Origin of the sequence: Halomonas terrestris (assembly GCF_049166755.1) — a bacterium.
In the GTDB taxonomy this organism is placed as follows: domain Bacteria; phylum Pseudomonadota; class Gammaproteobacteria; order Pseudomonadales; family Halomonadaceae; genus Halomonas.
Genome location: NZ_JBMHFZ010000005.1, coordinates 37,755 through 54,144 on the forward strand (window position 1 = coordinate 37,755; position 16,390 = coordinate 54,144).

Annotated in this window: 14 protein-coding genes; 7 read left to right on the top strand and 7 right to left on the bottom strand. The window is 70.0% G+C overall.

Features of this window, described 5'->3' with window-relative positions; translation table 11 throughout:
• Positions 1–41 precede the first annotated feature (41 nt).
• Entirely contained in the window at positions 42–2,645 is a 2,604-nt protein-coding gene (gene acnB / locus ACOMD9_RS06845) for a bifunctional aconitate hydratase 2/2-methylisocitrate dehydratase (RefSeq protein ID WP_421413041.1), read from the bottom strand.
• A 301-nt stretch (positions 2,646–2,946) separates the two neighbouring features.
• On the opposite strand from acnB, the gene ACOMD9_RS06850 reads away from it, so the two are divergent.
• Genes ACOMD9_RS06850 through ACOMD9_RS06860 form a run of 3 tightly spaced genes read left to right on the top strand, consistent with a single transcriptional unit; the run spans position 2,947 to position 8,012 of the window.
• Positions 2,947–3,411, top strand: coding sequence for a DUF1289 domain-containing protein (locus ACOMD9_RS06850; protein WP_421413043.1), 465 nt, complete (start codon positions 2,947–2,949; stop codon positions 3,409–3,411).
• Between the two features lie 2 nt (positions 3,412–3,413).
• The gene (locus tag ACOMD9_RS06855; RefSeq protein ID WP_421413044.1) at positions 3,414–4,073 is read left to right on the top strand and encodes a MiaE family protein; all 660 of its coding nucleotides are present in this window, start codon (positions 3,414–3,416) and stop codon (positions 4,071–4,073) included.
• 33 nt (positions 4,074–4,106) lie between these two features.
• Positions 4,107–8,012, top strand: coding sequence for an AAA family ATPase (locus ACOMD9_RS06860; RefSeq protein WP_421413348.1), 3,906 nt, complete (start codon positions 4,107–4,109; stop codon positions 8,010–8,012).
• 219 nt (positions 8,013–8,231) lie between these two features.
• Here ACOMD9_RS06860 and ACOMD9_RS06865 read toward each other — a convergent pair whose 3' ends face one another.
• Genes ACOMD9_RS06865 through queC form a run of 4 tightly spaced genes read right to left on the bottom strand, consistent with a single transcriptional unit; the run spans position 8,232 to position 10,760 of the window.
• Positions 8,232–8,531: a YkgJ family cysteine cluster protein gene (locus tag ACOMD9_RS06865; protein WP_421413045.1), complete on the bottom strand. Its 300-nt coding sequence runs from the start codon at positions 8,529–8,531 to the stop codon at positions 8,232–8,234.
• 17 nt (positions 8,532–8,548) lie between these two features.
• Complete coding sequence (locus ACOMD9_RS06870; protein ID WP_421413046.1) at positions 8,549–9,388, bottom strand: 6-carboxytetrahydropterin synthase; 840 nt, start codon at positions 9,386–9,388, stop codon at positions 8,549–8,551.
• A complete protein-coding gene (gene queE, locus ACOMD9_RS06875; RefSeq protein ID WP_421413048.1) occupies positions 9,388–10,032 on the bottom strand; it encodes a 7-carboxy-7-deazaguanine synthase in 645 nt (214 codons plus the stop codon). The genes ACOMD9_RS06870 and queE overlap by 1 nt, the downstream gene beginning before the upstream one ends.
• On the bottom strand, positions 10,032–10,760 hold the full coding sequence (queC, locus tag ACOMD9_RS06880) for a 7-cyano-7-deazaguanine synthase QueC (RefSeq protein WP_421413050.1): 729 nt from the start codon (positions 10,758–10,760) through the stop codon (positions 10,032–10,034). Before queC ends, queE begins: the two co-directional genes overlap by 1 nt.
• Before the next feature lie 526 nt (positions 10,761–11,286).
• Here queC and trhP point away from each other — a divergent pair.
• From trhP to ACOMD9_RS06900, 4 genes are all read left to right on the top strand, one after another.
• Positions 11,287–12,714, top strand: coding sequence for a prephenate-dependent tRNA uridine(34) hydroxylase TrhP (gene trhP, locus ACOMD9_RS06885; protein WP_421413051.1), 1,428 nt, complete (start codon positions 11,287–11,289; stop codon positions 12,712–12,714).
• Between the two features lie 249 nt (positions 12,715–12,963).
• Positions 12,964–13,374 carry an SRPBCC family protein gene (locus tag ACOMD9_RS06890; RefSeq protein WP_421413052.1) on the top strand — a complete coding sequence of 137 codons (411 nt, stop codon included), beginning with the start codon at positions 12,964–12,966 and terminating at the stop codon, positions 13,372–13,374.
• 48 nt (positions 13,375–13,422) lie between these two features.
• Complete coding sequence (locus ACOMD9_RS06895) at positions 13,423–13,623, top strand: hypothetical protein (protein WP_421413054.1); 201 nt, start codon at positions 13,423–13,425, stop codon at positions 13,621–13,623.
• A gap of 76 nt (positions 13,624–13,699) precedes the next feature.
• Positions 13,700–14,380, top strand: coding sequence for a TVP38/TMEM64 family protein (locus ACOMD9_RS06900; RefSeq protein ID WP_421413055.1), 681 nt, complete (start codon positions 13,700–13,702; stop codon positions 14,378–14,380).
• 27 nt (positions 14,381–14,407) lie between these two features.
• On the opposite strand, the gene ACOMD9_RS06905 is transcribed toward ACOMD9_RS06900, so the two are convergent.
• Both ACOMD9_RS06905 and ACOMD9_RS06910 read right to left on the bottom strand, forming a co-directional pair.
• Positions 14,408–15,952: a sensor domain-containing diguanylate cyclase gene (locus ACOMD9_RS06905; RefSeq protein WP_421413057.1), complete on the bottom strand. Its 1,545-nt coding sequence runs from the start codon at positions 15,950–15,952 to the stop codon at positions 14,408–14,410.
• 153 nt (positions 15,953–16,105) lie between these two features.
• Positions 16,106–16,342: a DUF2789 domain-containing protein gene (locus ACOMD9_RS06910; RefSeq protein WP_421413059.1), complete on the bottom strand. Its 237-nt coding sequence runs from the start codon at positions 16,340–16,342 to the stop codon at positions 16,106–16,108.
• Positions 16,343–16,390 lie beyond the last annotated feature (48 nt).

Below are 16,390 nucleotides of genomic sequence, written 5' to 3' on the forward strand. Positions count from 1 at the left end.
GCCATTCGATGTTGCGAGCATCGGAGTCGAAAGGCAGGGTATCAGGCTTCCTGCGCGACCGGAATCACGTTGGACGCGGCGTTCTGATACTCCTCGATCTCGTGGAAGTTCATGTAACGATAGATCTCCCCGGCCATGGCGTCGAATTCGCCCATGTAACGGCGGTACTCGTCGACGGTGGGCAGGCGACCCTCCACGGCGGCCACGGCCGCCAGTTCCGCGGAGGCGAGGTAGACGTTGGCACCGTCGCCGAGGCGGTTGGGGAAGTTGCGGGTCGAGGTGGAGACCACGGTGCTCTTGGCGGCGACGCGGGCCTGGTTGCCCATGCACAGCGAGCAGCCCGGCATCTCCATGCGCGCGCCGGCGCGGCCGTAGATGCCGTAGTAGCCCTCCTCGGTGAGCTGGTGCTGGTCCATCTTGGTGGGCGGCGCCAGCCACAGGCGGGTCTTCAGGCTGCCGGCCGGCTGCTTCTCGAGCAGCTTGCCCGCGGCGCGGAAGTGGCCGATGTTGGTCATGCACGAGCCGATGAACACCTCGTCGATCTTCTCGCCGGCCACGTCGGAGAGCAGGCGGGCGTCGTCCGGGTCGTTCGGGGCGCAGAGTACCGGCTCCTTGAGCTCCTCGAGGTCGATCTCGATGACCTCGGCGTACTCGGCGTCCTTGTCGGCGCGCATCAGGCTCGGGTCGGCCAGCCACTCCTCCATGCCCTGGATGCGGCGCTCGATGGTACGGCGGTCGCCGTAGCCGTTGGCGATCATCCACTTGAGCAGGGTGATGTTGGACTTGAGGTACTCGCTCACGCTCTCCTCGGACAGCGTGATGGTGCAGCCCGCGGCACTGCGCTCGGCGGAGGCGTCGGAGAGCTCGAAGGCCTGCTCGACGGTGAGGTCCTCGAGGCCCTCGATCTCCAGCACGCGGCCGGAGAAGGCGTTCTTCTTGCCGGACTTCTCGACGGTCAGCAGGCCGTCCTTGATGGCGTAGTAGGGGATGGCGTGGACCAGGTCACGCAGGGTGACGCCGGGCTGACGCTTGCCCTTGAAGCGCACCAGCACCGATTCCGGCATGTCCAGCGGCATCACGCCGGTGGCGGCGGCGAAGGCCACCAGGCCGGAGCCGGCCGGGAAGGAGATGCCCAGCGGGAAGCGGGTGTGGGAGTCGCCGCCGGTGCCCACGGTGTCGGGCAGCAGCATGCGGTTCAGCCAGCTGTGGATGATGCCGTCGCCGGGGCGCAGCGACACGCCGCCGCGGTTCATGATGAAGTCGGGCAGGGTGTGGTGGGTGTCCACGTCCACCGGCTTCGGGTAGGCCGCGGTGTGGCAGAAGGACTGCATCACCAGGTCGGCCTGGAAGCCGAGGCAGGCGAGGTCCTTGAGCTCGTCGCGGGTCATCGGGCCGGTGGTGTCCTGGGAACCCACGGTGGTCATCCTGGGCTCGCAGTACATGCCCGGGCGCACGCCCTCCAGGCCGCAGGCCTTGCCGACCATCTTCTGGGCCAGGGTGTAGCCCTTGCCGGTGTCGGCGGGCTGCTCGGGCAGGCGGAAGACGTCGGACGGCGCCAGGCCCAGGGACTCGCGTGCCTTGGTGGTCAGGCCACGGCCGATGATCAGCGGGATGCGGCCGCCGGCGCGCACCTCGTCGAGGATCAGCTGGGTCTTGAGCTCGAAGGTGGTGACCACCTCGTCGGTGCCGTGCCTGCACACCTTGCCCGCGTAGGGGTAGACGTCGATGACGTCGCCCATCTCGAGTGCGGAGACGTCCATCTCCACGGGCAGGGCACCGGAATCTTCCATGGTGTTGAAGAAGATCGGGGCGATCTTGCCGCCGAAGCAGAAGCCGCCGGCGCGCTTGTTCGGCACGTTGGGGATGTCGTCGCCGAAGAACCACAGCACGGAGTTGGTGGCGGACTTGCGCGAGGAGCCGGTGCCCACCACGTCGCCCACGTAGGCGACCGGGAAGCCCTTGGCCTTCACCTCCTCGATCTGCTTGAGCGGGCCGACACTGCCCGGCTGTTGCGGCTCGATGCCGTCACGCTCGTTCTTGAGCATGGCGCGGGCGTGCAGCGGGATGTCGGGGCGCGACCAGGCGTCCGGGGCGGGGGAGAGGTCGTCGGTGTTGGTCTCGCCGGGCACCTTGAAGACGGTGAGGGTGATCTTCTCTTCCAGGGCGGGCCTGGAGAGGAACCACTCGGCGTCGGCCCAGGACTGGATGACCTCCTTGGCCACGGCGTTGCCCGCCTTGGCACGCTCCTCCACGTCGTGGAAGGCGTCGAACATCAGCAGGGTGTGCTTGAGCTGCTCGCCCACTTCCCGGGCCAGCTCGGCGTCGTCGAGGAGCTCGACCAGGGAGACGATGTTGTAGCCGCCCTGCATGGTGCCCAGCAGCTTGACCGCATGGACCCTGTCGATCAGCGGAGACTCGGCCTCGCCCTTGGCGATGGCGGTGAGGAAACCGGCCTTGACGTAGGCGGCCTCGTCGACACCGGGGGGGACCCGGTTGGTGATCAGGTCGAGGATGAACTCCTCCTCGCCGGCCGGCGGCGTCTTCAGCAGCTCGATCAGCGCGGCGACCTGCTCGGCGTTCAGCGGCTTCGGCGGCACGCCTTCGGCGGCGCGCTCCTCGACATGTTGGCGATAGGCTTCAAGCACGTTGGGGCCCTCATCTGTTGTGGTGGTCAGGGTGTCCCGAACGGTGCCTCGGGGGCGGCGCCCTGGGGCACTCTGACGCGTGAAACAGTCTTGACAAGCATCGTGTCTCCGGGTGGCGGCGATTCTACGGGAAACTGTCGACAATGTTAAGCGAGCCCCGTGGTTGGGGCCTTGAACTTTGGTCGTCGGCGTTGAAAAACAGCAACACGGGGGTGTTCCCGAGGCGGCTGCGCGTTACCATGGTGTAACCGAACGGGAGTATGAAACCCGCGTCAACCGCCATCACCGCAGGAGGATCGCCATGGGGGCCGGTATCAGTTCACCCTGCGTGGGACTCTGCTCGACGACCCTGGGCGACCGGGTGTGCCGAGGCTGCCAGCGCGGCGACGACGAGATCCGCGACTGGTTCGGCCTGTCGGCCGACCAGCGTGCCAGGCGCATGGACGAGCTGGATGCCTTGCGCGAGACCATCGCCGGCCGCTACCTGCGCCTGGTCGATGCCGAGCGCCTCGAGGCCCAGCTCGAGCGCCACCGCATCCGCGTCCGCCCCGGGCAGCCGCCGCTGTCGCGGGCGGTGGAGCTGCTGCGGGTGGGGCGCGATCGGATCCGCGACCTGTCGAGCTACGGCCTGGCGCCGCGGGCGCCGTTCGCCGACCTGGATGCCGGCGCGCTGCATGCGCGGTTGAGCAAGGCCCTGATGGAGGCCGCCGAGTGGCGCCGGGCCGACGACGCCACTTCCCTCCCGACTGCGACAGCGAGCCGATGACCATGCAAGAGACCCTTTCCGCCCCCATGGGCGAGACCCGCGACGCGTCCGGCGTCGATCACCTGCTGCCGCCGGGGCTGCTCGACTTCCTCGGCTGCCGCACCCCCGACGCCTGGGTGGGCTGGGCGCTGGAGAACCCCGAACTGCTGCTGATCGATCACGCCCAGTGCGAGAAGAAGGCGGCCTCCACGGCCATGAGCCTGCTCTACCGCTACGTGGACCAGCCGCTGCTGTTGACCCGGATGTCGCAGCTCGCCCGCGAGGAGCTGCTGCATTTCGAGCAGGTGGTGACCCTGATGGAGGCGCGTGGCATCGCCTATCGGCACATCAGCGCCTCGCGCTATGCCGAGGGGCTGCGCCGCCATGTGCGACCTCAAGAACCCGAGCGCCTGGTCGATATCCTGATCATCGGCGCCTTCATCGAGGCGCGCAGCTGCGAGCGTTTCGCGCGGCTGATCCCGCATCTCGATGACAAACTTGCCAAGTTCTATCGCAGTCTGGTTAAGTCGGAAGGACGCCACTACGAGGACTATCTGATGCTGGCCCGGCATCTTTCCCCGGCGCCCATCGAGTCACGCGTCGCTTTCTTCGCCGAGTGCGAGAGAGCGTTGATCGCCTCGCCCGATACGGTGTTTCGTTTCCACAGCGGCGTGCCGGCCTGAGGCATCCGCTTTTGCCACGCAGGATCGACCATGATGCGGGATTCCTCCGACGTCGTTGACAAGCAGGACCAGGACCAGCTGTCGCTGTTCGGCCATTTCTCGCTGGTGCTGGGCGAGGATGAGCTTTCCCAGTTCAGCTACGACAAGGTCAAGGCGCTGCTGGTCTACCTGCTGCTGCACCAGCAGCCGGTGAATCGCGCCACCCTGGCCGAGCTGCTGTGGCCGGACCAGGGCCTGTCGTCGGGGCGCACCAACCTGCGCCACGCCCTGCACTGCCTGCGCCAGTCGCTGGGCGAGCATGCCGACCAGGTGCTGGCGGTGTCGCGCCAGACCATCGCCTTCCGCCTGCCGGAGCACTGGTGCTTCGACCTCAACGAGGTGCATGCGCTACTCAAGGGCCCGCGGGACGTGGCGACCCTGGAGGCGCTGCTCGCCCGCTACCGGGGCGACCTGGCGGAGGAGCTGCAGCTGTCGACCTGTGCCGAGTTCCAGCGCTGGCTGGTGCAGGTGCGCAACGAGTGGCGCCAGCGGGTGATCCGCTTCGCCGAGGCGGTACTCGAGCCGCACGACCCGATTCCCGACCACCTGCTGCATGCCCTGGTCAATCGCTTCTCGGGCTACGGGCCCTTCCACGAGCGGCTGGTGCACCAGCTGGCCGAGCAGGGCCAGCTGGCCGCCGCCCACGAGCAGTACAACGCCTACCTGCAGCTGCTGGCGCTCTCGGGGCAGCAGCCCGAGCCCGCCTTCCTGCAACTGGCCCGCTACTGGTCCGACGGCCAGCCCGATGCCCATGGCATGGCCGCCCAGGGGGGCTTCTCGCGCACCCTGGCGGCAGACAGCTCGCCGCTGCGCGAGGACGAGATCGAGCAGCGCCAGCTGTCGGTGATGGCGATCCGCCTGCGCCTCAAGGGCGACCTCTCCTCGCGCTGCGAGACCCGCGCCTGCCTGGCGCTGCAGTTCGAGCTGATGCGCTGGCTGGAGCAGCAGTGCCACCACCTGGGGGGCTTCTGGCTGCCGGGTGCGTCCGGTGGCCTGGGCCTGGCCTGCTTCGGCACCCACGGCCCGGCCCACCAGCTGGCCGAACTGGTGGCGCTCTACGAACACTGCCGGCGCATGCTCCCCGAGGAGTCGAGACGCCACTGGACCGGCGAGGGCGACCCGCCCCGCATCGAGCTGGCCGCCGGGCTCAACAGCGGGCGGGTGGTCTACCTGCCCGAACGCAACATGGTCGATCCCCTGGGCCAGGTGACCCAGGGCTCGCTGGACCTGATGAGCGCCGCCGAGAGCAGCGAGCTGGTGATCTCCCAGGAGGCCAGCCAGCACATGCCGCCGGCGCTGGACCTGCAGCCGCGGCTCTCGTCGCGGCTGGTGGCCTGCGACGGCCGGGTGTGCCTGCGCGCGCTCGTCCTGGGCGCGAACGAGGGGGGGCGCGAGGCGCTGCCGCCGAGCCTGATCGGCCGCGAGTCGGCGCTGCGCAACCTGCGCGACGCCCTGGCCCGGGCCGGCATCGGCCTGCGCCAGAGCGTGCTGGTACGTGGCCCGTCGGGGATGGGCAAGTCGGCGCTGATGGTGGGGTTCCGCCAGCTGGAGCAGAGCCGTGATGCGGCGATCTGCTGGCAGCCCACCACGCGCCTCTCGGTGCAGGAGCCCTACGGGGTGGCGCGGCTGCTGCTGCGCTGGCGCCTGGGCGGCAGGATCGACGCCGAGGCGCTGACCCGGCTGCTCGCCCAGGTCGACGCCCCCGAGCTCGACGAGCACCGCCGCCAGCTGCTCGAGGAGGCCCTGGGCGTGCGCGAGCCCGACGAGCTGGCGGCCCTGGCCCAGAGCGGCGAGGCCGTGGAGCTGGTGGTGGGGCTGATGCACAAGCTGATCACCCTGCTGACCCGCGAGCGGACCCTGGTGGTGATGATCGACGACCTCCAGTGGCTCGACGAACCCTCCTTCAAGGTGCTGGCCGGGCTGCAGGCGCGGCTGCCGATCAACTGTGCCTTCCTGCTGGTGGCCAGCCACCATGGCCGCGAGTCGCTGCCGGCCCGGCTGCACTGGGACCAGCAGATCACGCTCGGCCGGCTGGACGCCATGCAGTCCTCGCGGCTGCTCTCCCAGCTGGCCCGACGCTACCGGCTGCACCTCAGCCCGCGGCTGCGCGGCCAGATCATCGAGCGCTGTGACGGCGTGCCCCTCTACCTGCAGGAGATCTGCCGGCGGGTCGACATGGACCGCCGGGAGGGGCGCAGCGTGCAGCTCGACGAGCTGCCGCGCGGGCTGCTGGGGCTGCTCGCCAGCCGCATCGACCAGCTCGACGCCGACCGGGCGGTGGCCCACATCGCGGCGGTGCTGGGGCGCCGCTTCCGCCTCGACTTCCTCGTCGAGTGCAGCGACTGGGAGATGCCGCGGCTGACCCAGGCGCTGGAGCAGATGCGCCGACTGGAGATCATCGAGCCCGCCGAAGGCGAGGAGGGGGGCCGCGAGTACCAGTTCAGCCACCAGCTGCTCCAGGAGGCCGCCTACCTCTCCTGCCCGCGGGACGTGCGCACGGCCATCCATCGCCAGGTGGTCGAGCTGATCGAGGAGCGTTTCCCGATGTGGATCAGTCGCCACCCCGGCGACTTCGCCACCCACCTGCGGCGCAGCGGCCACTATGCCCGCGGCGCCCGCTACTTCGAACTGGCCGCCCGCGAGGCGCTCAAGGTGAGCGCCAACCGCACGGCACTGCGGATGGCCGACTTCGGCCTGGCCAGCCTGCGCCATGTGGAGGGGCAGGTGGAGCGCCAGATCAGCCTGCTCACGGTGCGCGGCCAGGCGGCCTTCGCGCTGGAGGGGCACGGCTCGCCCACCGCCCACGAGAGCTTTGCCAAGGCGCGCGAGCTGCTCGCCAGCAACGGCGGCGAGGCCGCCGATCTCGAGCAGGCCTTCCTGGTCAACTGGGGGCTCTGGGTGGGCTGCAGCCAGCGCCACTCCCATGCCGACGCCTTCTCGCTGGCCTCGCGGCTGGCCGACCTGGCCGCCCGGCTCGACGACCCGCGCTACGCTCGCCTGGCCCAGTACGCCCGGGCCAGCTGCGAGTACTGGGCCGGCCGCATCGGCCAGGCCTACGATCACCTCGAGGAGATCGATCCGCTCAACGCCTCGATGATGATCGAGTGGCTGCCGTTCTCGGACCATCCCCAGGTGGCCGCGGCCTGCTTCCAGGGCTGGGCGCTCTGCCTGCGCAGCGACTACCGGCGCGCCGAGCAGCAGGTCGAGTCGGCGATTCGCCTGGCCGAGCGGATCAACCATCCCGGCAGCCTGGCCATGGCGCTGATGTATGCCTCGGCACTCTACCGCCAGCTGGGCCATGTGCACCTGGCGGCGAGCCGGGCCGAGCGCGCCTACGAGCTGACCAGCACGCCGGACCTGCACCTGTGGCAGATCTCCGCCCGCGCCGTGCTCGGCTGGCAGCGTGCCCTGTCGGGCGACCGCGAGGGCCTGGCCCAGATCGAGGCCGCCCTGGAGGAACTCTCCGAGGTCACCGGCCGCGACCGTTACCAGCGCCCGGCGCTGTGGTACGTGGATGCCTGCATCGCGCTGGGCGAGCTGGCCCGGGCCGAGGACTACCTGGACCAGACCCTGCTGATCGCCCGGGAGCGCACCACCCTGTTCGTGCCGGAGCTGGCGGTGCACCTGGCGCGGGTGCGCCACCGCCTGGGCCACCCCCGCGAGGAGGTGCTGGCCCTGACCCAGCAGGCCCTGGACCATGCCCGCGAGGACGGCAACCTTCACCAGCAGCTCTGCGCCCTGGAGCTGTGGCTGACGCTGATCGACCCCGCCGACAAGGGGGCCCGGGAAGGGCTGCGTGGCCTGCTGGGCCAGGTGAGCCACAGCGATGCCCCGGTGCTGGTGCGCTGGCGGACGCTGCTCGACCGTCGCCTGCCGCTGGTGGTCGACGCCGAAGACTAGGTGGCGCCCCGGCGGCGGATCACCGCCAGTGCCCCTGTGGGAGTGCAGATTTTCTGCGCGATTGGCGCCGCCAGGCGCCCCGGCGGCAACCGCCAACGCCGCAGCCAACCGCCAGCGGCGCATCGCCCCGCAAGGCGCGGCTCCCACAGGCAGGCAAATCCCCGCCTCGGCGGCGGATGACCGCCAGTGCCCCTGTGGGAGCAGAGTCCTGCGACCGCCTCAGGTCGCCAGCTCCAGGGCGGCGATACGCTCGAGTGCCTGGTCGCGATGCTCGCCGCACAGCTCCCGGTCGTAATCGAAGCGGGCGCAGACGGCGGGGCGGCGGGGGTCGCCGAACAGCCGGCAGAGGTTGTGCTCGTCGAGCTGCACGCAGCGGGCCCCGGCGGGCTTGCCCTGGGGCATGCCGGGTATCGCCGAGCTGATCGAGGGGGCGATGCAGCAGGCGCCGCAGCCGGGGCGGCATCGGCCCTCGGCGGCGGGGGCGCTGGCGCCCTTCATGGCCTGTCCCTTCCCGTTCATGGCGTTGCCTGTCCCGCTCATGCCTGGGCGATGGCGCCCTTGTCGATGCCCTCGAAGGCCTGGACCCGGGTGGCGCGACCGGTCTCGCGGCTGATCTCGCCGGCCAGCCACTCGGCGATATGCTCCACCGTGGTGGGGCCGCTCAGCACCTCGCAGCGTTCCTTCGGCAGGCGCAGGAAGAAGCGCCCCTGCTCGGCGCGGTAGCGGGTGGTGAGCTGTCCCCGGTACTCCGATTCGCCGCCATCGACGATATCCTCCTCGCTGACCAGGTAGCTGTCCGCCAGCCGCTCGGCCCACTGGCGCTCGAGTTCCGGGGCACGCTTGCCCTGCTGCCAGATGTGCAGGCGCGAGCGGTGGCCGTGGGCGATGCGCTGGCAGTTGCCGGCATGGCGCTTGAGGCCATGGCTGTAGCAGTAGGCAGCGTCCTCGATGGCCTCCTCGCGCAGTGCCAGGCGGATGGCCGTGACCCGGGCGGGCGGGCGTCGCATCAGCTCCTCGGCCAGCCGGTCGCCCAGGCGCTCGGTGGTGACCTCGCCCCAGGGCAGCAGGGTGAAGGCCTGGCGCGGGGCGCGAATCTCCATGGGGTAGGGCAGTGAGGTGCGCACGCAGAGCCCCTCGGGGCACTCGAGCACTTCCACCCCCGGGGCGCGGGTCGGCACCAGCAGGGTATGGTCGGCGCCGGCATCCAGGCGCTGCTTGATCCAGGGCTTCACCTCGCCGAAGTCGAAGAGCATGCCGTCCTCGCCGAGCTCGCCGTCGAGCTCGGCGTCCACGTGCCAGCTCGCGGCGGTGAGGCCGCGGCGCGGACACCAGAGGGATACGTCCAGTTGGGTCAGGCGGTTGACGAAGAGCGTCATCAGTCGATCCCCGCGATCTTGTGGGTCTGCAGCGACAGGCGCCACTGGGGGTGGGCCAGGCAGTAGGCGACGGTCTCGGCCATGGCCGAGCCGCTGTCGCCGAGCGGTGCACGGTCCATGGGCTGCAGGTAGAAGTGCCGGAAGCCGAGGCGAGTGAAGCGTTCCGGCCGCGCGTCGGCCTGGGGGTAGACCAGCTTGAGCTCGTCGCCTTCGGTGATCACCAGCTCGCGTTCCCCCTTGGGACTGACGCACAGCCAGTCGATGCCGGGCGGGGCGGCCAGGGTGCCGTTGGTTTCCACCGCGACCTCGAAGCCCCGCGCGTGCATGGCGCGTATCAAGGGCGCATCGAGCTGGAGCAGCGGCTCGCCGCCGGTGAAGACCACATAGGGGGTGGCGACCCCGTCCTGGTCCGGCCACAGGGCGGTGAGGTGCCCGGCGAGCGCCTCGCCATCGGCGAAGCGCCCGCCGTTCTGGCCGTCGGTGCCGACGAAGTCGGTATCGCAGAAGCGGCAGGCCGCGGTGGCCCGGTCCTGCTCGCGACCCGACCAGAGGTTGCAGCCACTGAACCGGCAGAAGACGCTGGCACGCCCGGCCTGGGCGCCTTCGCCCTGCAGGGTGTAGAAGGCCTCCTTGACGTGATACATCACGCGCCCCCCATGGCCAGTTCTGCGGCGGGGTCGGGCCGCTGGCAATAGGGGAGGGGGTCTGTCGCGTCGTTGGCGGCAAAGGCCGCCAGTCGTTCGCGACAGCTGCCGCATGTCCCGCAGGCGAGCGCCTGCCCGAGGTAGCAGGTCCAGGTATCGGCGTAGTCCAGCCCCATGGCCAGGCCGTCGGCGAGGATCTCCGCCTTGCTCGACCGCAGGTAGGGGGCGTGGATCTCCACCGCTTCGAAGTTGGCGATGCCGGCCACGGCGTTCATCGCCTCGACGAACGCGGGCCGGCAGTCGGGGTAGAGCACGTGGTCGCCGCCGTGGGCGCCGTAGTCGACCCGGCCGGCGCCGATGTTCACCGCCTTGGCGATGGCCAGCGAGAGCAGGATCATGTTGCGGTTGGGCACCACCGTGGCCGTGAGGTTGTCCTCGGCGTAGTTGCCCTCGGGCATCGCGCGGCTGGTATCGGTGAGCGCCGAGTTGTCGATCAGCCCGTGGATGGCGCGGATGTCCACCACCTGGTGGGGCACGCCGAGTGAGCGGCAGACGCGCGCCGCCACCTCGAGCTCGCGGGCGTGGCGCTGGCCGTAGTCGAAGGAGAGGGCGTGGACGTCGAGCCCCTCGCGCCGGGCGCGGTGCAGCACGGTGTAGGAGTCCATGCCGCCGGAGTAGATTACCACGCTGGAGCGGTCGGCCGCCGTGGGGGAAGCAGAAAGGGTCATGGGTCAACTCTGGTCGGAGAATTTGTCGGGCGGCGGCTCCTGGCGGAACTGCCGCATTCCGGGGTCCGGTCCGGAAGGGGCCATAGTTTACTTGACCGGCAGGACAAGCGCCAATGCTGGCCGAACCTGGCGAGGGTGAATCCCCCGCGTCTATCTCGACGTTGGCAGCCTGGTCGCGGGAACAGGCGCCGAGGCTGCCCCCTTGCCCCGGAATCAGTATGTCGACGGTACCGTGGCGGTAGGCGGCCAGCGCTGGGAGCTCCTATGGGGTCAGACCCCGGCGGCGTCGAATCCGCTCGCAAGGCGCACCATGACGGGCTTCGTGACCTGGCTGGGGTCTGACCCCATAGGGGCGGTCTCGGCGCCATCTTCGGCGAAAAAAACCGCCATCGTCGAGGAAAGCCAGGGGCGCGCAAGGCATTGGCCGCTCGGTGCTTCTCTGGCCAGGATAGGTGCCAGTTGCTAGAATTCTGGCCCCTCTCCATAAGCGCCTTCGGCGCCATCGTCCTGACAACGGTGACTCCCCATGCAAGCTCCCGAACTGCTCTCCCCGGCGGGGACGTTCAAGAACATGCGCTACGCCTTCGCCTACGGGGCGGATGCGGTCTATGCCGGCCAGCCGCGCTACTCGCTTCGCGTGCGCAACAACGACTTCAAGATCGACAACCTGCACCGTGGCATCGCCTACGCCCACGAGCGGGGCAAGCAGTTCTACGTGGCGTCGAACATCGCGCCGCACAACAGCAAGCTGAAGACCTACCTGCGCGACATGGAGCCGGTGATCGAGGCCGGCCCGGATGCGCTGATCATGTCCGACCCGGGCCTGATCATGATGATCCGCGAGCGCTGGCCCGACCAGGTGATCCACCTCTCGGTGCAGTCCAACGTGGTCAACTGGGCCGCGGCGAGGTTCTGGCAGCAGCAGGGCATCAGCCGCATCATCCTGTCCCGGGAGCTGTCGCTGGCGGAGATCGCCGAGATCCGTGCCGAGTGCCCGGACCTGGAGATCGAGACCTTCGTCCATGGCGCGCTGTGCATCGCCTACTCCGGGCGCTGCCTGCTCTCCGGCTACTTCAACCACCGCGACCCCAACCAGGGCACCTGCACCAACGCCTGCCGCTGGAAGTACAACACCGTGGCCGCCGCCCACGACGAGACCGGGGACCTGGTGCCGGCGAACTCGGCGGCCGCCCATGCCGGGAGCGGTATCTGGACGCCCGAGAGCGGCGGGCAGCAGGGCGGCTTGATCGCCTCCGGCGGCGGCAGTGCCTCGATACCGGAGAGCACCGCCACCGCCGGCGGGGTGGAGGGCCAGGACGAGCTCTCGGCGCTGATCGAGGATCGTACCCGCCCGGGCGAGCTGATGCCGGTCTTCGAGGACGAGCACGGCACCTACATCATGAACTCCAAGGACCTGCGCGCCGTGCAGCACGTCCCGCGGCTCACCGAGATGGGGGTGACCTCGCTGAAGATCGAGGGGCGCACCAAGTCCCACTACTACGTGGCGCGCACCGCCCAGGTCTACCGCCGGGCCATCGACGACGCCGTGGCCGGCCGGCCCTTCGACATGCGCCTGATGGACGAGCTCGACAACCTGGCCAACCGCGGCTACACGGAGGGCTTCTACCGCCGCCACGTCCACGACGAGTACCAGAACTACGAGCAGGGCAACTCGGTGGGGGTGCACCAGCAGTTCGTCGGCGAGGTGATCGGCTACGACCCCGACCGCGGCCTGCTCGAGGTGGACGTCAAGAACCGCTTCGAGGTGGGCGATGGCATGGAGCTGATGCTGCCCGGCGGCAACCGCCGCTTCGTGCTCGAGCATATCGAGAACCGGCGCGGCGAATCCGTGGGCGCCGCCCCGGGCTCGGGCCATGTGGTGCGCATCCCGGTGCCGGGCGAGGCCATCGACCCGGAGCGCATCGAGTTCGCCCTGTTGATGCGGGACCTCTAGGCCCCGGCAGGTTGGCCCCGCCGCGCGATTGGCGCCGCAGGTGTCCCGGCGGACATCGCCAACGTCGCCGACCACCGCCAGCGCCGCTTCGCGCCGCCATTGCCCCGCAAGGCGTGGCTTCCCACAGGGAGCCCAGCGCCTAGCTGGTGGGAGTGCAGAGCCTCTGCGCGATTGGCGCCGCAGGCGCCCGGGCGGTAAGCTCCAGGCTGGTGTGTCTCTCTTCATCTCTTCGTCTTTCGGGGAAGCCGCATGGCCACCATCGAACACAGCGCGATCCTCAAGGCACCGCCCGAGCGGGTCTTCGCCCTGCTCGAGCGGGTCGAGGACTTTGCCGACTATTCCGACCTGATCCAGGCGATCGAGCCCCTCGGGGAGGCGCGTTACCGCTGGCATGTGCACGCGGTGGGACGCGACTGGACCTTCGACGTGGCGATCACCGAATCCCGGGCGCCGGAGTTGCTGGCCTGGGAGTCGCTGGACGGGGTGGAGAACCAGGGCTGCTATCGCCTGACGCCGGTTGCCGAGGGCACCGAGGTGGCGTTGACCCTGACCTACGTGCTGCGCAGCCGCCTGGTGGAGAAGGCCGTCAGCCGGGCGGCCAAGCCCCTGGTGGGCAGGGTGAGCCGGCAGATACTCGAGCGGGTCGAGGCCCGGCTGTGATGGGATGCCCGGGCGGCCATCTGTCCGTCGGGGAGGAGGCGCGCTAGAATGGTGGCGACGAAGCCGTCGGCTTCCCTCGAGGATACCCGCATGATCAAGGGGCTGTTCTGGTGTCTTGCCGTGCTGTTCGCGCAGCTGGGGCTGCTGCGCTACGTGGACCGGCGCGTGGCCGCCATGCCGCGCCTCGCCGATATTCCCCGGACCGATGAGAAGGAAGGGGGGCCGCCCGCCGGCGGGCTCGACGCCTGAGTCGCCCCCGGCCCGTGACCCGGCGGCGGGGGCATGGCAACATGTCGACTGGGACCTGCCGCCGGGAAGGGAGTCCATGCCCAAAGAGAGTTCACTGAGCCGACCCTGGCGCTGGGCCGCCATCGGAGCCAGCCTGTTGATGGCGGTCTACCTGTGGATCTGGCACTCCCCGGACCTGGCGGCGGTGCAGCGCTGGGCCGAGGATGCCTCCCACCATCCCCTGACCGTGATCGGGGTCATGCTGATCATGGCGGTGACCCTGGCCGTCGGCCTGCCCGGCAGCATCGGCCTGTGGCTGATCGCGCCCTTCTATTCTCCGCTCGTGGCGACCCCCATGCTGATCGTCGGCAGCGTCGCCGGTGCCCTGGGCGCCTACTGGCTCGCCGCACGCGTGGGGGAGCGCTTCTCTCCCGGTGCCCTGACCCGCAAGGTCATGCGCATGCTGGAAAAGCGCAGCGACTTCCTGACCCAGTGCGCCCTGCGTGTCATGCCGGGCTTTCCCCATTCCGTGGTCAACTACGCCGCCGGCCTGTGCCGGCTGCCGCTCTGCACCTTCCTGCTCGCCGCGGTGGTCGGCCTGGGCATCAAGTGGGCGATCTACGCCAGTGCCATCTACGGCGCCCTGGCGGCGGTGGAGCGGGAGGAGAGCCTGGGCCCGGACGTGGTGCTGCCGCTGGTGGCGCTCACCCTGCTGCTGCTGGCCGGGGGCTGGATGCGACGCCGTGTCGACCGGGCGCGCAACGGCTTTCCCGACTGACAACGCTGCCGGTCCCTGTGCGGGGGCCTACCTCGGCTGGCGCGAGATCCTGGCGCGCCCGTCGCGCTTGGCCTGGTACATGCCCTGGTCGGCGGCATCGATCATCTCGCGAGCGTCCCGGAAGTCGGCGTCGCTGAGGCAGGCGATGCCGACGGAGACCGTGACGTGCAGCGGCTCGCCGTCGACCCGGGCAACGGGCTGGCGGGCGAGGCGCCGGGACAGCCGTCTCGCCATGGCCTCGGCGCCGGTGGCTCCCTCGTCGGGCAGGATGACCAGGAACTCCTCGCCGCCGTAGCGCCCGGCCAGGTCCCCCTCGCGGACCATCTCCTGGAGGTTGGTGGCGAAGCTGGTCAGCACCTGGTCGCCGAACTGGTGGCCATGGCGGTCGTTGAGCTGCTTGAAGTGGTCGAGGTCGATGAACACCAGCGAGAGGTCCTTGCCCGCCTCGCGGCTGCGGTGGAAGCGCTCCTCGAGCCGCTGCTCCAGCCAGGCACGGTTGGCGAGCCCGGTGAGGGGGTCGAGGCGGCTGCTGCGTTCCAGCTCGGCGTGGCGCTCGCGCAGGGCGTCGAGCTCGGCCTGGTGGGCGTCGAGGCGTGCCCCCAGGGCCAGGGTCTGCATGAACAGGTGGCGCTTGGCCTCGGCGAGCATCTCGTGGCTGTCGCGCTGCGGTGGTCGGGTGATCTCCAGCAGCTCGGCCATGCTGGGCAGCTGCTCCTGGAGGTCGGCGAGGATCTCCTCCAGCGACGCCGGCGACAGCGCCTCCAGGGTCTCCAGGCGACGGATCAGGCGGCCGAAGGCACGCTCGGGCGCCTCCGTCAGCCAGCCATCGGCGATCCGCCCGGAGAGGCGCAGGCAGAGGGTGTCGGGGGAAGCCGCCTCGAGCTCGCCGTGGCTGTCGGCGATGCCGCGTGCCAGGTGGGTCGGAATCCCCCAGCTGGCGGCGAGCCAGGCCCCCAGGTCGGCGTGGTCGCAGCCGTAGTGTTCGCGTTCGGCCTGGCACAGGGCGTCGTGGCCGACGGTGGCCTGGATCAGGGCGGCATAGTCGTCGCCGTCGAGGGCCTCGGCGGCGAGGATACCGATGTCCTGGAGCAGGGCGGTGGTGAAGAGGGTGCCGGAGCGTTCCGGGCAGAGCCTCTCCGCCAGGTGACGGGCGGCGAGGGCGGCGATGATCGCCCGCTGCCAGAGGGCGTCCAGGTCGAGGGTGTCGGCGCTGGCCGGGCGGGCCAGTCCGAAGCTCATCACCGCCGCCAGGGTGGCATCCAGGCCGATGCGCGAGACCGCATCGCGGCAGGTGCTGGCCTCGCTGCGCTGCCGGGAGTAGAAGACGCTGTTGGCCAGTGCCAGCAGGCGCAGCGTGAGGGCGGGATCCTCCTCGATGGCCGCGGCGTAGTCGAACAGGCTGGCGTCCGGCCGGCGCGCCACCATCAGCACCCTGGCGACGGCGGCGGGCAGCGAGGGCAGGGTGTGGCAGTCGGCGAGCCGGGCCTGCAGCGAGGCCGGCAGTGGCGGCAGGGGGCAGGAATCCCGGGAGTCCCGGCCGGTTTCGCTTGCTGGTGTCTCGACAGGCGGCATCCGTGACTCCCCGCGTGATCGGTGGTGCGGCCGCCCCGGGGCGTCCGCACCGTGTCGATGTTGATACGGACGTGGCGTCCTGTCTGTATACTTTTTTTTACATGGGGTGCCTCGGAGGGTCAAGCGAAATTAGGGCCTCGCGCCCTCGGTGGGTCAACGCTTCCTCAGCGAGGTATTGAGATGGTCGACCACCTCCGCCCAGTCGGCATCCTCCTCGATGGCCTCGCGGAGGAACTCGGCCTGGCCTTCGTTCCAGCAGGGGGCGTCCGGCAGGGGGATCTCCTCGGGGATCGGGCCGTTGCGTTCGATGAAGCGCTTGATCGCCTCGGGATCGGAGGCGAGGCCCAGCTGCTCGAACAGTTCGCTGAAGGGGTGATCGGGGTGTTCCATGGTGGCGCTCCTTGCAGGGACGAGTCACCTCCACCATAGCCATTTCCG

Excerpts from the sequence above, each read along its gene's own strand:
- ACOMD9_RS06850 (WP_421413043.1), top strand. The coding sequence starts at position 2,947 with ATGGGGGCCGGTATCAGTTCACCCTGCGTGGGACTCTGCTCGACGACC.
- ACOMD9_RS06855 (WP_421413044.1), top strand. The coding sequence starts at position 3,414 with ATGCAAGAGACCCTTTCCGCCCCCATGGGCGAGACCCGCGACGCGTCC.
- ACOMD9_RS06860 (WP_421413348.1), top strand. The coding sequence starts at position 4,107 with ATGCGGGATTCCTCCGACGTCGTTGACAAGCAGGACCAGGACCAGCTG.
- ACOMD9_RS06865 (WP_421413045.1), bottom strand. The coding sequence starts at position 8,531 with ATGAACGGGAAGGGACAGGCCATGAAGGGCGCCAGCGCCCCCGCCGCC.
- ACOMD9_RS06870 (WP_421413046.1), bottom strand. The coding sequence starts at position 9,388 with ATGACGCTCTTCGTCAACCGCCTGACCCAACTGGACGTATCCCTCTGG.
- queE (WP_421413048.1), bottom strand. The coding sequence starts at position 10,032 with ATGTATCACGTCAAGGAGGCCTTCTACACCCTGCAGGGCGAAGGCGCC.
- queC (WP_421413050.1), bottom strand. The coding sequence starts at position 10,760 with ATGACCCTTTCTGCTTCCCCCACGGCGGCCGACCGCTCCAGCGTGGTA.
- trhP (WP_421413051.1), top strand. The coding sequence starts at position 11,287 with ATGCAAGCTCCCGAACTGCTCTCCCCGGCGGGGACGTTCAAGAACATG.
- ACOMD9_RS06890 (WP_421413052.1), top strand. The coding sequence starts at position 12,964 with ATGGCCACCATCGAACACAGCGCGATCCTCAAGGCACCGCCCGAGCGG.
- ACOMD9_RS06895 (WP_421413054.1), top strand. The coding sequence starts at position 13,423 with ATGGTGGCGACGAAGCCGTCGGCTTCCCTCGAGGATACCCGCATGATC.
- ACOMD9_RS06900 (WP_421413055.1), top strand. The coding sequence starts at position 13,700 with ATGCCCAAAGAGAGTTCACTGAGCCGACCCTGGCGCTGGGCCGCCATC.
- ACOMD9_RS06905 (WP_421413057.1), bottom strand. The coding sequence starts at position 15,952 with ATGCCGCCTGTCGAGACACCAGCAAGCGAAACCGGCCGGGACTCCCGG.
- ACOMD9_RS06910 (WP_421413059.1), bottom strand. The coding sequence starts at position 16,342 with ATGGAACACCCCGATCACCCCTTCAGCGAACTGTTCGAGCAGCTGGGC.